Below are 14979 nucleotides of genomic sequence, written 5' to 3' on the forward strand. Positions count from 1 at the left end.
CGCGGGCCCGGCGATCCCCCGGGGGATCGCCGGGCCCGCGCCGAGCGGGGTCACTCCCCCGCGTGGTAGACGCCGTCGGCGCCCAGTCGGGCCTCGGGGTCGAGGAGCATGGCGGCCTCGACCTCATGCGGGTCGCGGTTCTTACCGGCCTCGCCGAGGCGGCGTCCCTGGATCTGCTCGAAGAGCTCGACGCGGCCGATCATGCCGGCGCGGCGGCGGCGCGTGCCCGCGGCGAGGCGGGCATTGGCCGAGGCGAGCCAGGTGTCAACGGCCTCCTGGCCGCCGGCCTTGCGCAGGGCCGCCTCGAAGGCGCCGGGGTGAACCAGGGCGATGAGGCCCGAGACGTGCCCGAAGCCGAGGGAGGTCAGCAGGCCCGCGCGCACGGGACCGGCGCCGGGCACGCGGCCCGACTCCCCTCCGCGGCCGGCGAGCCGCATCGGGGTGCGCGGCCACACCCAGAAGGCGTCCTTGGCCAGCGGGGCGTCCACGACGTCGAGGGAGGCGTTGCCGGGCGCGATGCCGGTGGCCAGGATCTCGGTCAGGCCCGCAACCTGGAAGACCGCGGCGCCGCCCTTGGCGTGGCCGGTGATGGTCTTCTGGGAGACCGCCACGAGCGGGTTGCCCTCGGAGCGGCCCAGTGCCCGCGCCAGGCGGGTGTGGAGCTCGGACTCGTTGGGATCGTTGGCGCCCGTGGAGGTGTCGTGCTTGGAGACCAGGGCGATGTCGTCGGCCTCCACGCCGAGCGAGCGCAGCGCGCGCGCCAGGCGCGAATCGGTACCGCCGCGGCCGGCTCCCAGCGCCCCCAGGCCCGGGGCCGGGATGGAGGTGTGGGCGCCGTCGGCGTAGGAGGAGACGAAGCCGACCACGCCGGCCACGGGCAGGCCCAGGCGCGCTGCCACGGAGGCGCGGGCCAGGATGACCGTCCCGCCGCCCTCGGCCTCGACGAAGCCGCCGCGGCGGCGGTCGTTGGCCCGCGAGAAGTGACGGTCGGAGATGCCCTTGGCGCGCATGGCGGCCGCCTCGGCGGTGGCGCTCATGTTGCCGAAGCCGACGACCGACTCGATCGAGATGTCGTCGATGGCGCCGGCGATGACGACATCGGCCTTGCCCAGGGCGATCTTGTCCCAGCCCTCCTCGATGGACACGGCCGCGGTGGCGCAGGCGCTCACCGGCTGGACCATGGAACCGTAGCCGCCGATGTAGGACTGCATGACATGCGCGGCGACGACGTTGGGCAGGGCCTCCTGGAGGATGTCGCTGGGGCGCTCCTCGCCCAGCAGGCGGCCGACGAACATCTTGCGCATGGACTCCATGCCTCCGAAGCCCGTGCCCTGCGTGGAGGCCACGTCGGAGGGATGGACGGCGGTGAGCAGCTCGGCCGGGGTGAAGCCGGCGGCGAGGAAGGCCTCGACAGCGGTCACCAGGTTCCAGGAGGCGATGGTGTCCATGCCCTGGACCATGGCCGCCGGGATGCCCCAGCGCTCGGGGTTGAAGTCCACCGGGAACTGGCCGCCCACGGTGCGCGACAGGGCCGCGCGGCGCGGGACGCGGGCCAGCGACCCGGCCAGGCGGGTGACTGTCCACTCGCCGGTCCCGGCGTCGGGGGCCACGAGGGTGTGCTCGGGGTCGGAGGCCTCGATGGCGCGGGCCGCGGCCTCGTCGGGCACGCTCAGCGTGATGTCGTGGTCGAGGTAGACGGCGACCTCCTCGTCGGCGATGGTGGCGATGACGCCGTCGTCGACGAACTCGCGGATGCCGCAGCGGGCCACGACCTCGTCGCGGTAGCGGGTCCAGATGTCCTCCTCGGGGACGCGCTCGCCGTCAGTGTCGTACCAGCCGGCCTTCGGCGAGTCGTACCAGGTGAGCAGGCCCATGCCCCAGGCGAGCTCGAGGACGCCCGCGGCGGTGAGCTCAACGTCCTCCCCACCGCTCATGCCCAGCTCCGCCTCGCGGCGGGTGCGCCCCGAGCCCCAGGTGGAGATCTCACCGGTGGAGACGATGACGACCATGTCGTCCAGATCGGTCTCCACGTCGCCCCACTGGGGGGCGGTGGGCTGGGTGGGCACCACCGGCGAGGGCAGGGCGCGGATCTCGGCGCGCTGCTCGGCGGGGGCGGCCTTGGCGGACGCCAGGGAGGCCGCGGACTCGCGCAGGGCGACGAGGTCGATGCCATCGCCCAGTCCCCCGGTCAGGTCGGCCTCGACGGGGCGCTCGGCGGCGCGGGCACGGGTGGCGCGATCGCACAGGCCCATGAGCTCGGCGGCCATCTCCTCGGTCGACCAGGTGCGCACCCCGGCGGCCTCAACGGCGGCGACCAGCGGGTCGTTGCCGCCCATGAGGCCGGTCCCGCGGACCCAGCCGATGCGCGGGTGGGCCAGGGTGACCCGCCCGGACCAGGCCGACTCGGAGGACCAGCGGTTGACGATGGCGTCGAGCGCGGCCTTGACCTCGCCGTAGGCGCCGTCGCCGCCGAAGATGCCGCGGTTCGGGGAGCCGGGCAGGACGACGTGCAGGCGGTGATCCACATGCGTGTCGGTGCCGATGGCGCTCAGCGCGGCGATGCTCCGCTCGACGCTCCACAGCAGGAGACGGGTCTGGGACTCGGCGGCGGGACCTGCGTCGGCGAGGGTCCCCATGACCCGGGGGGCCGCGAAGGGGAACAGGAGGGTCGGGACGAGGGCCTCCTTGACGACGGTGGTCGTGCCCCCTGCGGTGACGGCCTGCTCGTTGCCGATCCAGTCGGCCAGGGCGTCGACGTCGCGGTAGGAGGCGAGGTTGGCGGGCACGATCCACAGTCGGGCGCCGGCGGAGGCGTGCTCGCGGTACAGGCGCGTGGCGAAGGCCAGGCGCTCGTGGCTCAGCCGTGAGGAGGTGGCCACGACCGTCGCACCGCCCGCCAGGAGCTCACCGGTGACGGCGGCGGCGATGGAGCCTGGGGCCACGCCGGTGACCACGGCGACGTCCTCGGCCCAGCGGATGGCCGCGTCACCCCGAGTGGCGGTGGTGCGGGCGGCGGACGCCAGGGAGGCGGCCAGGGCAGCGCGCTCCTCGCGGTCGGCGCGCTCGCCGGCGCGCAGGGTCCGCGCCCACCAGTCGGCCTGATCGGCGACGGCCCGGCCCAGGCCCGTGAAGGCCTCGGGGCGCAGGAGGCGGTGGGCCTCGGCGAGGTCGAGCTCGCCGTTGCCCAGGCGGGCCAGGTCCTCCCGGGCGCTCGCCCAGCGGTCGTCGATGAGGACGGCGCGGGCGGGTTCGAAGGCCGGGGTGACGGACTTGACCCAGCCGGGGCCGAGCTCGGCATCGATCGCCGCGAGGGCGGCGCGGGTGGCGGCGGCCTCGTCGTCGGCGTCCGCGGGGATCGTCACCCTCTCGGACAGCCCCAGGGCGTCGAGGATGGTGCGGGCGGTGGCGGCCAGCACGCCGGAGGAGCCGGTGACGGTGGCGGCGAAGGCGTCCAGGGCGGCGGAGTCGACCACCGCTCCCCCGGCGCCACCGGCGGTGGAGGGCTTGGCGACGCTCACCCCGTGGGCGCCGGCGACCGCCAGGACGGCGGAGTCGATGAGGGCGTCGACGGCGCCGGCGCTGGTCAGCGGCGCGGAGGAGCCGAGGCTGGCCAGGTCGTCGCCGCGCATGGAGGCGCCCTCGCGGGTGCCCAGCATGAGCTCTGCGGTGACGTGGGAGACCCATCCGTCGCCCAGGCCCCAAGTGCCCTTGACCCGCTCGCCCACGCGCGTGGCGCGCACGCCCGAGGGACCGAGGATGCGGCCCAGGCCCGTGCGGATCGCGTCGGACAGGACCGGCCCGAAGGCCTTGTAGCCGGGGGCGCCCTTGGCGACCGTGGCGGCCAGAGCCGTCATGTCGGCGTCGGCGGCGCCGTCGATACTGGCGAGCTGGAGCTCCGTTCCCAGGTCCATGAGGAGCTGGTTGCGACGGGAGGAGACGCCATTGGTGAGGGTCTCGGTGGTGTCCGTGGCGCCGATCTGCTCGGGGCGGATCCGCGAGGCATGCGCCAGGAGGACCGTCAGAGCGTCGGTGGCGCCGAAGGGCAGATCGTCCACGGGGCCAGTGGCGGCGGGCGCCGCGGCGGCGGACTCGGCGGCCGGGGCGGGGGCCTCCTCGACCAGGGCCGGAGCGCCCTCGGCCGGCGCCGTCTCGGGAGCCGGGGCGGGGGCCTCCTTGACCGGCTCGGTGAGCTCAACGGCGGGGTCGGTGTCGGTGGCGAGCACGCGGGCCTCGTCGCGGCGGGCGTTGTGGACGGTCACGTGGCGCCCGGCGTGGGCCGGGAGCTTGAGGGTGTTGCTGGCCAGGTTCGCCAGGGTCGGGGAGGCCGCCAGGCCCACCTCGACGACGTGCTCGATGCCGAGCCCGCCCTCGGCGGGCGAGCGCAACAGCACGTCCTGCGTCTCGATCCAGCGCACCGGGGAGGCGAACTGCCAGGCCAGGAGCTCGATGAGCAGGAGGCGGGCGAGCTCGGTGCGGCGCGCCGACCAGCTGTCCCAGTCATCCAGGGCGGCACGGACCTGCTCGGAGGGCACGACCTCGAGGATCGAGGCGGCGAACTCGCGGGTCAGCGCGAAGGGGCGCGCCACGAGGTTGGGCACGTAGCGGTTCTCGAGGCGGTCGACGTCGAGGTCGGCCGGGACGAGCTGCTCGAGGCGGGCGCGGAACTCGGCCACGCCGGGGCGCAGGACCTCGGAGTGGAAGGGCACGTCGATGCCGGGCACGAGCATGAAGGGGTTCTTGCCGCCGCGGGCCTTGGCCTTGGCGCGCGCGTCTGCGGCCAGTGCGTCCAGGCCCTTGATGGTCCCGGCGATGGCGTACTGGACACCGGCCAGGTTGTAGTTGACGATCTGCAGGAACTCACCGGTCGCCTCGGAGATGGAGGCGACGTAGGACTCGACGTCCTCGGCGCGGATGCCGGCCTGGTTGGGGCGCAGGGCCCCCATCCGGTAGTCGGAGGCTCCGGTCTCGTCGCGCGGGACGAGGGAGTGCATCGTGGAGCCGCGCTGGAAGACGATGGAGATGGTGGTCTCCACCGGCATGACCCGCCCGTAGGAGGACAGGGCCGTGTACTCGCCCAGGGAGTGCCCGGCGAAGGCGGCGCCCTCGACGAGCGCCCCGGCCTCGGCCAGGCGCGCCGTGGAGGCCATGGCGACGGTGGCGAGGGCGACCTGCGTGAACTGGGTGAGGTTGAGCAGGCCCTCGGGGTGGCGGTAGGTGACGCCCCGGGCGGTCATCTCGGTGGGGTTGTCGCGCACAAGGGCGATGACGGAGAAGCCGAGCTCGGCGCGGGTGTGGGCGTCGGCCCGCTCCCAGACCTCGCGGGCGGCCTTGGACGAGGCGCGCTCGTCCAGTCCCATGCCGGCGCTCTGGATGCCCTGGCCGGGGTAGATGTAGGCGGTGGGCTCGGGCAGGGTGACGGCGGTGCCGCGCGAGACGACCTCGCCGTTGACGCGGCACACGGCCTCCAGGATGTAGCCGCCGCCGCGCACGAGTCCGGTGCGCTCGACACTGATCTCGACGGCGTCGTTCAGCTCGACGGGGCCGGTCATGACGTAGGTCCAACCGGCGAGCTCGTGGTGGGTGCCGTCGGCCGCGGCCGCGGCGGCGACCTGCTGGGCGGTGGCGGACAACCACATGCCGTGCACGAGCGGGGCGTCCATGCCGGCGACCTTCGCGGCGTGGTAGCTGGTGTGGATGGGGTTGAAGTCACCGGTGACACGCGCGAAGGCCGTCATATCGGCGGGCGCGGTGACGGTGGCGCGGCGCAGGAGACGACGGGCGGCCGGCGCGGTCTCGCGGCCGGTCCCGCCGGCGGGTTCGGGGGCCGAGGGGACGGCGGTCCCGGAGGCGCGGCCGCGGATGGCGAAGCGCTCGCGCAGCAGGGCGATGAGCTCGCCGTCGTGATCGCCGCCGGAGCAATCGGTCATCTGCAGGCGCACGTCGACGACGCGGCCGGCGCTTGACTCCTCCAGGGCGGCGACCCAGCCGTCGACCTGCACGTGGGCGCCGGCGCCCGCCCAGGCCTCGAGCTCGTCGAGGGGGCGGCGCAGGTCGATCGTGTGATCGAGGTGGACGGCGCCGAGAAGTCCCTCGATGAGCGGCATGCCGTCCTCGACGACGCTGCCCAGGGCCGCGTAGACCACGGGCCAGGCCGGGCCGAGAAGGGCATCGGGCACCAGCGGCGCGGCGGACAGGTCCGTGGGCAGCGCGTCGGCGGTCACGGCGGCGTGGTCGTGGCCGAGGGTGTCTGCCAGCGTGAACTGGGCGTGGACGGTGCCGAAGGGCTGGGAGACCGGGCGGCCCAGGGCGTCGGTCGCGCCGTCGGCGGCGGGGCGCACCTGGGGGAGCCGCTCGACGAAGTCGCCGGTGATGGAGGTGGCGCCCACGCCGGCGGTGACCCGCAGGAGGTCGTTCATGGTCTCGCTGATGCGGCCGGGATCCACCAGGGGGACGGCGCCATCGGCGGCGCGGGCCAGGCGCAGGGGGATGACGAGGCGGCGCACGGCATGGATGGCGTCCCCGCCAGGGGTGGAGTCCCAGTGCGTGTCGAGGCGGATGTCGAGGTCGTAGGCATCGGCCGCGACATCGGGGCGGGCGGTGACGACGTATGCCTCGTCGGGCAGGACCCGGGCGGGGTTGATGGACAGGTGCCCATTCCACAGCACGTGCGGGGAGGTGCGCACGAGGGCGAGGGCGTCGGCCACGGGGACGGAATCGGGCCCCCAAGCGACGCCGATGCGGCCCGCCGCATCGCCCGGCTGGGCGCCGGCGGCCATCAGGGCCTCGACGGCGGCGGTCTCGAAGCGGCCGAGCAGCTCGCCGACCGGCTCGTTGATGGTGGTGATGCCGGCCACCGCCACGGGGCCTGGGATGATGCGGACCTGGTCGGCGGTGTATCGCGGGTCCTGGGACTGCCACAGGGAGTCAGTGCCCCACCAGCGCAGGATGTCGGCGTCGACGACGGGCACGAAGGGCACCGGCTTGGGGTGCTTGCGGCACAGGTCGACGAACCAGGCGGCGTCGATGGGCTCGACACGGGTGGTCGCGGCGCTCGGGTAGGCGCGGCGGAGAGCGGACAGGGCCGCATCGGAGTCGATGACGTCCTCGTAGTCGGCGAAGAGCGTGGCGATGGAGCCGCGGTCCGCGGGCGACAGGCGGGCCTCGACGCGGTGCAGGAGGTCGAGGAAGCGGTCGTACCAGCCCTCGTCGGCCCAATCGGCCTCGACGGCGGCGCGCCCATCATGAGGCGCGACGCACAGCTCGGCGTAGCGGGTGGCCCACTCCAGGTAGGTCATGGTCTCGACGTCGCCGAAGTAGGGCTTGGCGGTGCGCGAGAGGGCCTCGATCATCTCCTCACGGCGCTCGGCCATGGCCGCCTCGTCGCCGGCGAGCTCCTGGATGAGCCGGGAGGCGCGGGCCGAGGAGTTGTCGATCTCGTAGAGGTCGGCGCGCAGGTGGGACAGGCCCGAGGTCATGCCGCCGATGGAAGCGCCGGAGGCGACCCATCCGCCCTCGTTCGCCGGGTCGATGCCGGGGGTGTCGACGAGCAACTGCTTGACGTCGTCGTTGGTCCTGGCCTCCAGGCAGGTCATGGCGGCGGTACCGACCATGACGCCGTCGACGGGGGCCGCGGCGGTGCCGTAGGCCAGGGCCCAGCGGCCGGTGAGGTAGTCGGCGGCGCGCTCGGGGGTTCCGATGCCCCCGCCGACGCACAGGACGACGTTGTCGACAGCGCGGATGGCGTCGTAGGTGGCCAGGAGCATGGTGTCCAGGTCCTCCCACGAGTGGTGGCCGCCGGCGTGGCCGTCCTCGATCTGCATGATGACGGGGGTGTCCTCGTTGGCGCGGGCGATGGCCAGAACCTGGCGGATCTGGTCGACGGTGCCGGGCTTGAAGGCGATGTAGGGGAAGCCCTCGGCATGGAAGCGCTTGAGCAGGGCCGTGGCCTCCTCCAGCTCGGGAATGCCCGCCGAGATCGTGATGCCGTCGACGGGGGCGCCGCCGAGGCGGGCCTTGGACAGGAGCCTCTGGGCGCCCAGATGGAGGTTCCACAGGTAGCGGTCCATGAACATGGCGTTGAACGCGGCGGTTCGGCCGGGGTCGAGGAGCCTGGTGAGCTCGGCGATGTTCTCGGTCAGGACCGGGCCAGTGGTCTGCCCGCCGCCGGCGAGCTCGGCCCAGTAGCCGGCGTTGGCGGCGGCTGCGACGATGGCCGGGTCGACGGTGGTGGGGGTCATGCCGGCGAGCATGACGGCGCTGCGGCCGGTCAGGCGGGTGAAGGCGGTGTCGACGGTCAGGCGCCCATCGGGCAGGCGGGTCAGGCGCGGGGAGAAGCGGGAGCGGTCGACGGTGCGGGTGGGTTCGGCGCCCTCGCGGTCGAGCTCATCGAGGGCGGAGGCGGTGCCCGCGGCCACGATGGTGGAGCCGGTGCCGGCGAGGACGGCCTCGGTGAGGCGGGAGAGCACGGTGCCGGGGCCGAGGTCCACGACGGTGCGCGCCGGGGCGCCCCCGGTGCTGGCGGCCTCCAGGGCGCCGGTGACGATGGCGGGCCAATCGACGACGTCGATGAGGACGGCCCCGGCGAGCCGGCGGGCCGCGGTCCGGTCGAGGCCGCAGCGGCCCGCCCACTGGACGACATCCTCGACGGCGGGGGCCAGCAGCGGGGTGTGGAAGGGCACGGAGGTGGCCAGGAACTCGGTGACGGGGGCGAGGACGGCGCCGCCGAGGCGGCGCTCCTTGCGGGCCTTGGCGCTGCGGGCGGCGGCCGCTTCGAGGGCCGTGACGACCTGCTCGAGGTCGGCGGGGCGCCCGGAGAGGATATGGGCCTGGCGGCCGTTGATGACGCCGACCGAAATGCCCGCGGCGGCGGGGACGCGCGCGAGCACGGCGTCGAGGACCTTGCGGGTCACGCCGCGCACGGAGAGCATGGGGGTGGACTCGCCCACAGTCCCCAGGTCGAGGCGGCGGGTGGTGCGGGCGGCGGCGGCGCCGATGAGCCGGGCGATGGCATGGATCTCAACGGCGCGCTCCTCGCGCTGGTCAGCGGGGCCCTGAAGGGCGTCAAGCAGGGCGACGCCGAGGACTCCCTGGGAGTGCCCGATGACGCCTGCGGGGCGCGCGGCGGTCTCGCCGAGGGCGTCGAGCCCGCACGAGCGCATGGTGTCCAGGGCGGCGTGCTGAGCCAGGAGGATGCCGGGGACGGAGACGTCCGCGGTGTCCGCGGCGGCGGCGCCCCTGCCGGAGGGGGCGGGGGTGACGGGCGCGGCGACGTCGTCGAGGAGGCGGGCCCCGCGCGGGGAGATGGTGAGCAGCTCGGTGGCCACCGGCGCGAGGCGCTGGGCGACAGCGGCGTCGATGGAGGCCAGGCGGGCCGAGAGCTCGCGGTCCAGCCCGGCGAGCTCGTTCAGGACGGCGCGCCAGGGGGTGGCCTGGCCGCCGAAGGCCAGGACGTAGGGTTCGCCGGCGCTCAGGCGGGCGGCGGTGGTGCGGGCGATCGGGGTGGTGGAGTGGCTCATATCTTCCTCGTAGTGGCGGCAATGGGTGGTCGTGCTGGTCTGAGCGGCGCGCTGCGCGAGCGGCCGCGCGGGGCGGCCGGAGCCGCTGGCTGGCGCCGCGCCCTGGTTCGGGAGCGTCATAGGGGGACGTTGTCGTGCTTCTTGCGGCTCCCGGCGCGGGCCCCGCGCTTCGCGCGCAGGGCCGCCAGGGACTCGGCGATGACGCCCCGGGTCTCCTCCGGGGCGATGACGGCATCGATCTCCCCGATGGCCACGGCCTTGTCCGGGTTGATGACGGCGTCGGTGTAGGCGGCGGTCAGGCGCTCCTGCTCGGCAGCGGCGGCCTCGTCGCCGGACTCGGCGCGCACGGCGGCGAGCTCGCGGCGGTGGATGATGCCCACGGCCCCGGCGGCGCCCAGGACGGCAATCTCAGCGCCGGGCCAGCAGAAGTTGAGGTCGGCGCCGATGGCCTTGGAGCCCATGACGATGTAGGCCCCGCCGTAGGCCTTGCGCAGGATGACGGTCACCAGGGGGACGGTCGCGGTGGCGTAGGCGTTGATGACCTTCGCCCCGCGGCGGATGATGCCGGCGTGCTCCTGCTCGGCGCCGGGCCGGTAACCGGGGACGTCCACGAGGGTGACGACGGGCAGGCCGAAGGCATCGCAGAAGCGCACGAAGCGGGCGAGCTTCTCGGAGGCGGCGGTGTCCAGCGTACCGGCGTCGACGAGGGGCTGGTTGGCGACGATGCCCACGGGGTGGCCCTCGAAGCAGGCGAAGCCGACGACGACGTTGGGCGCGTACTCCTCCTGGACCTGGACGAGCTCGCCGTGGTCGACGATCGCCGAGACCACATCGACAACGTCGTAGGCCTGGCGAGTGGAGGCGGGAACGAGGGTGCCGACCCGCGCGGCCGAGGCGGCGTCCTCCTCGCGGTCGGCGGGGGTGTACTCGTACAACGGGGCCTCGAGCTCGGCCGAGGAGGGCAGGTAGGCGAGCAGGGTGCGCACCTGGTCGAGGGCATCCGCCTCGTCCTCGGCGACGTAGTGGACGACCCCGGAGACGCTGCCGTGGACGCGGGCCCCGCCCAGGTCCTCGGCGCTGATCGACTCACCGGTGACGGCGCGCACGACGTCGGGGCCGGTGACGAACATGTGGGAGGCCTCGCGCGTGGCGATGACGAAGTCGGTCAGGGCCGGGCTGTAGACGGCCCCGCCGGCGCAGGGGCCGAGGATGACGCTGATCTGGGGCACGAGGCCGGAGGCGGCGCAGGTGCGGTTGAAGATGCGCCCGTACTGGCGCAGGGCGCCCACGCCCTCCTGGATCTTGGCGCCGCCGGAGTCGATGAGCCCGACCACGGGGATGCGCAGGCGCAGGGCGTCGTCGAGCAGGCCGACGATCTTGTCCCCCTCCACCGAGCCCAGGGCGCCACCGGAGACGGAGAAGTCCTGGGAGTAGACGGCGACCTGGCGGCCGTCGACCTGCCCGAAGCCGGTGACGACGCCGGAGGGGCGGGCCTTGGCACCGGCGCCGGAGCCTGTGTAGCGGCCGATCTCGAGGAAGGTTCCCTCGTCCAGGAGAGCGTCGATGCGCTCGCGGGCGGTCTGCTTGCCCTTGGCGTGCTGGCGGGCCGCGGCGGTCTCCTCGGCCTGCGCGTCGATGCGGGCGATGCGCTCGCGGAAGGCCTGGGTGGCCGCTGAATCGGCCATCGTCGAGCCCCCGCCGGCCGCGGGGGCGGCACCCGTGGCCGGCGCCGGGATGGCGGTGTCTGTCATGGCTCAGGCCTCCTTCTGGCCGGTGGTGGTCTCGTCGGCGAAGCGGATGAGGACGTCCCCGGCGCTCACAGTCGTCCCGGCGCTCACGGCGATCTGCTCGACGACGCCGTCGTAGGGGGCGTGGACGTAGTTCTCCATCTTCATGGACTCCAGGACGATGAGGAGGTCGCCCTCGGCCACCCGCGCGCCGGGCTCGACGCAGATGCGGGTGATGATCGCCTGCATGGGCGCGGCGATGACGCCCTCGGCGCTCTCGGCGCTCTCCGCCCCGGCGCGGGCGGCGCGCGCGCCGCGGCCGCGCAGGGGCTGGCCCCGGTGGGCGGGGCGCGAGCCACCGTCGGAGCCTGCCATGCCCCCGCGGTGGCCGTGCCCGCCGAGGATGCCGTCGGGGATGGTCAGGGAGACCCGCTGGCCGTTGACCTCGATGACGTAGGTGGAGCGGGTGCGGGTGGAGGCCGCGGCCGGGGCGGAGGCCTGGCCGCCCGCGGCGACGGGGCCCGCGGTCGCGGTGCCGTCCCCCGGGGCGCCGGTGGCGAGTCCCGGCAGGACGTCGTTCTCGATCCATCGGGTGGTGACTCCGAGCAGGCCGGAGGCATCCGGCTGGGTGAAGGCGGGCATGCCCAGGACGGCCTCGTGCAGGGCGGCGCACACGGTGACGCCCTCGACGACCGTCTCGGCCAGGGCCCGCCGCGCGCGGGCGAGGGCCTGATCCCGGGTGGCGCCGGTGACGACGATCTTGGCGAGCATGGGGTCGAACATGGGGGTGACGACGTCGCCCTCGACCACCCCGGACTCGATGCGGATGCCGGGGCCAGCGGGCCAGCGCAGGCGGGTGATCGTGCCGGTGGAGGGGGCGAGCCCGGCGGCGGGGTCCTCGCAGGTGATGCGCAGCTCGATGGAGTGCCCGCGCACCGGCGGGACCTCGCCGAGGCGTCCCCCGGCGGCAACGCGCAGCTGAAGGGCGACGAGGTCGACGCCGGTGACCTCCTCGCTCACGCAGTGCTCGACCTGCAGGCGGGGGTTGACCTCGAGGAACCACAGGTCGCCGTCGGGAGTCAGGAGGAATTCGCAGGTGGCCACGCCCACGTACCCGACGGTCTCCAGGAGGCGCCGGGAGGAGTCGACGAGGGTCTCATGGATGCCCTCTGGCAGGAAGGGGGCGGGCGCCTCCTCGAGGAGCTTCTGGTTGCGGCGCTGGAGGGTGCAGTCGCGGGTCGAGACGACGGCGAAGGCGCCGTGGGAGTCTCTCGCGCACTGGGTCTCGATGTGGCGGGCCGCGGTGACGAAGCGCTCGAGGATGAGGGTGCCGCCCCCGGCACTGGCCGACTCGAACGCGGGGGTGGAGCGGGCCTCGTCGTCGTTGGACAGGACCGTGATGCCGCGGCCGCCCCCGCCGTCGGTGCGCTTGAGGGCGACCGGGTAGCCGTGCTCGGCGGCGAAGCCGATGACGGTGGAGGCGGAGGTGACCGGCTCGGTGATCCCGGGCACGGGGGCGACGCCGGCGCGCTCGGCGGTGGCGCGGGCGCTCATCTTGTCCCCCAGGGCGTCCATGGCCTCGGGGCTGGGGCCGACCCAGGTGATGCCGGCGCCGGCGACGGCGCGGGCGAAGTCGGCGTTCTCGGACAGGAAGCCGTAGCCGGGGTGGATGGCATCGGCGCCGGTGGCGCGGGCCAGGGCGAGGATGGCGTCGGCGTCGGTATAGGCGGAGCCCCCGGGAAGGGCGTGGGCCTCATCGGCGAGCTCGGCGGCCGGGCTCATGAGGTCCTCGGGCGTGTACGGCAGGATCGAGGTCCCTCCCAGGTCCCTGACGGTGCGGATGACTCTCAGAGCGATCTCGCCGCGATTGGCGATGAGGACGCGGGAGGGGTACTGACCGTGTGTCACCGATGGCTCCTTGGGGCCGTCGCCCGGTCGGGCCGATCGCCGCCGCTCCTCCCCGCGGTGGGCGCGGGAGGGGGCGGGCTCGGGCCGGGCTGCCGGCGGTGTCGACGTCGCATCCCGACGGGTGCCGGGTGCGGACCGCGCGGGAGGCCTGTCGGAACAGACAGCCCCTGCGGCCATGCCCCACGCTACGTCCCAGGCCCGCCGAGAACCGATTGTGGAATCCTCACAAACGCGCTCAGGCACCTTGAAGCAGCGTGATCATCCCGAGACATTCCGCGCCAGGACGGGGAAAAGTCATCTTGAGGCGCGCCTCTCACGGGCCGGGCGAGGTGCCCCTCGCGGCGTGTCGGGCCGCCGCCTCGGGCGGTCCCCTGTGAGGAATTCCCTACGAGAGCGGCTCGCGATACCCTGTCGTGGCCGACCCGATCGCACTGGTCCATCCTGGCCGCGTTCGGTCGCGGCGCAGTGGCATGCATCTTCGGAAAGTGAGGACCATGTTCCGGCGCAAGTCCGCGCAGAGCCTTCGAAGCGAGTTGGCCTCGGTCGATGAGCTGATCGCGGCGCACCCGCTGTCCGATCCCTCGATCAGGCGCGCCCACGAGATCATCGAGAGCCATGGGCCTGGGGACACCGAGGCGATCGCCGCGGAGCTGGAGAGCCTCGGGCTGCCCTCGCTCGATGAGGTGGGAACAATCCAGGCCGAGCAAACCGCGAGCTGGTGGCGCCTCCACCGAAGGCGCAGGAAGCTCACGAGACGGCTCGGCATCACAGACTGACAAGCGCCCCACCGCCGCGCTCCGCGTCGGCCCGCGCGAGATGCCGGAGTTGAGGATGGATGGGTGATCGCGGGCGCTGCGGTCATGGCGGGTTCTCCTCAGTGGGATATTAGGCCTGGTGGTACATGATCGGCCCGCCTCCCCATCGCCCCCCCCAGGAGGAGCAGAACAGGCACTCGTGCAGGTCGGCCAGAACGGGGCGGCACTGGATCCACGGCGTTCCCGCACTGCCGGAGTCGACGATCTTGTGGCCGGTCGCCTCAAGCCCCAGGTCAGAAGTCGGCGGAGGCATATTTCTCTGCGGAGCGCGTCGTTATACAGCGGAGTTCAGACTTGAACTCTCTCCTCATTCTGAGAACCCACGACGGGATTAACGACGCGCCGATGGCGCCGGTGACGACCAGGACGATATTCATCTTTCTTCCTCACCTCGTCCAATCATTGAGGTGGACCGTAGCGTGAGCAGGCTGGCCGTGACAGCCACCACCGCAAGAGCCTGGTACACAAAACTTGACGAGACTCCGTTGTGCGTGACGATCACTCCCCCCAAACCAAAGCGCTTGTACAACCGCAGCAATGCGAACACCCCTTATACGTCGCCTCATCACGTCGCCGGGGAGCAGAAATATGATCATATACGCGCCCGCCAAAATGGCCGAAAACAACACGACGCCCATATACTGACTTGATGCAAAGCGTTCTGCATGGGGGCTAATCAACTCAGGGATCATGAAACGAAGAACCATTACCCCTGCGGCGACAAAACCGATTACTTGCAGCAGCCACAGCGCTTTCAGGCCTTCACTGTGTTGATCAACTCGTCGGAGACCGCCGAACGCGCCGTTGAATTCCATTGCCAGAAGTCCTTGATCGATGCGTCATCGCCATGAGTCGATGGGTACACTCGTGCTACGGGCGCCGATGATAGTGTTATTTTATTTTATTCCATCCCACTTTGAAGTCAAGGGGTCAACGAGACTCATGAGGGATGCCCGCCAAAGAGGATCGGGCCTCATCCGGCACTGCCCACGAGAGTCGCGGATCGTTGTGGGC

Annotated in this window: 7 protein-coding genes; 1 reads left to right on the forward strand and 6 read right to left on the reverse strand. The window is 73.1% G+C overall.

Going from position 1 to position 14979, the window contains the following annotated elements; genetic code table 11:
* Positions 1-50 precede the first annotated feature (50 nt).
* The 3 genes from B1H50_RS08575 to B1H50_RS08585 form a co-directional block, all read right to left on the reverse strand.
* Complete coding sequence (locus tag B1H50_RS08575; protein ID WP_080463367.1) at positions 51-9515, reverse strand: type I polyketide synthase; 9465 nt, start codon at positions 9513-9515, stop codon at positions 51-53.
* 116 nt (positions 9516-9631) lie between these two features.
* Complete coding sequence (locus tag B1H50_RS08580) at positions 9632-11200, reverse strand: acyl-CoA carboxylase subunit beta (RefSeq protein ID WP_373284821.1); 1569 nt, start codon at positions 11198-11200, stop codon at positions 9632-9634.
* Between the two features lie 69 nt (positions 11201-11269).
* Entirely contained in the window at positions 11270-13150 is a 1881-nt protein-coding gene (locus B1H50_RS08585) for an ATP-binding protein (RefSeq protein WP_080463369.1), read from the reverse strand.
* Positions 13151-13563: 413 nt separating this feature from the next.
* Here B1H50_RS08585 and B1H50_RS08590 point away from each other — a divergent pair, with 413 nt between their 5' ends.
* Positions 13564-13926 carry a hypothetical protein gene (locus B1H50_RS08590; RefSeq protein ID WP_198939985.1) on the forward strand — a complete coding sequence of 121 codons (363 nt, stop codon included), beginning with the start codon at positions 13564-13566 and terminating at the stop codon, positions 13924-13926.
* Positions 13927-14035: 109 nt separating this feature from the next.
* Here the strand turns inward: B1H50_RS08590 and B1H50_RS09645 are convergent, their stop codons facing one another.
* From B1H50_RS09645 to B1H50_RS09650, 3 genes are read right to left on the reverse strand one after another with little or no spacing between them, the layout of a single operon-like run.
* Positions 14036-14218 carry a hypothetical protein gene (locus B1H50_RS09645; protein WP_143231781.1) on the reverse strand — a complete coding sequence of 61 codons (183 nt, stop codon included), beginning with the start codon at positions 14216-14218 and terminating at the stop codon, positions 14036-14038.
* The gene (locus B1H50_RS09755; RefSeq protein ID WP_158082839.1) at positions 14199-14342 is read right to left on the reverse strand and encodes a flavoprotein; all 144 of its coding nucleotides are present in this window, start codon (positions 14340-14342) and stop codon (positions 14199-14201) included. Before B1H50_RS09755 ends, B1H50_RS09645 begins: the two co-directional genes overlap by 20 nt.
* A gap of 9 nt (positions 14343-14351) precedes the next feature.
* Complete coding sequence (locus tag B1H50_RS09650) at positions 14352-14780, reverse strand: hypothetical protein (RefSeq protein ID WP_125898886.1); 429 nt, start codon at positions 14778-14780, stop codon at positions 14352-14354.
* Positions 14781-14979 lie beyond the last annotated feature (199 nt).

The sequence above is a fragment of the Actinomyces gaoshouyii genome (assembly GCF_002072175.1).
GTDB classification, from domain to species: domain Bacteria; phylum Actinomycetota; class Actinomycetes; order Actinomycetales; family Actinomycetaceae; genus Actinomyces; species Actinomyces gaoshouyii.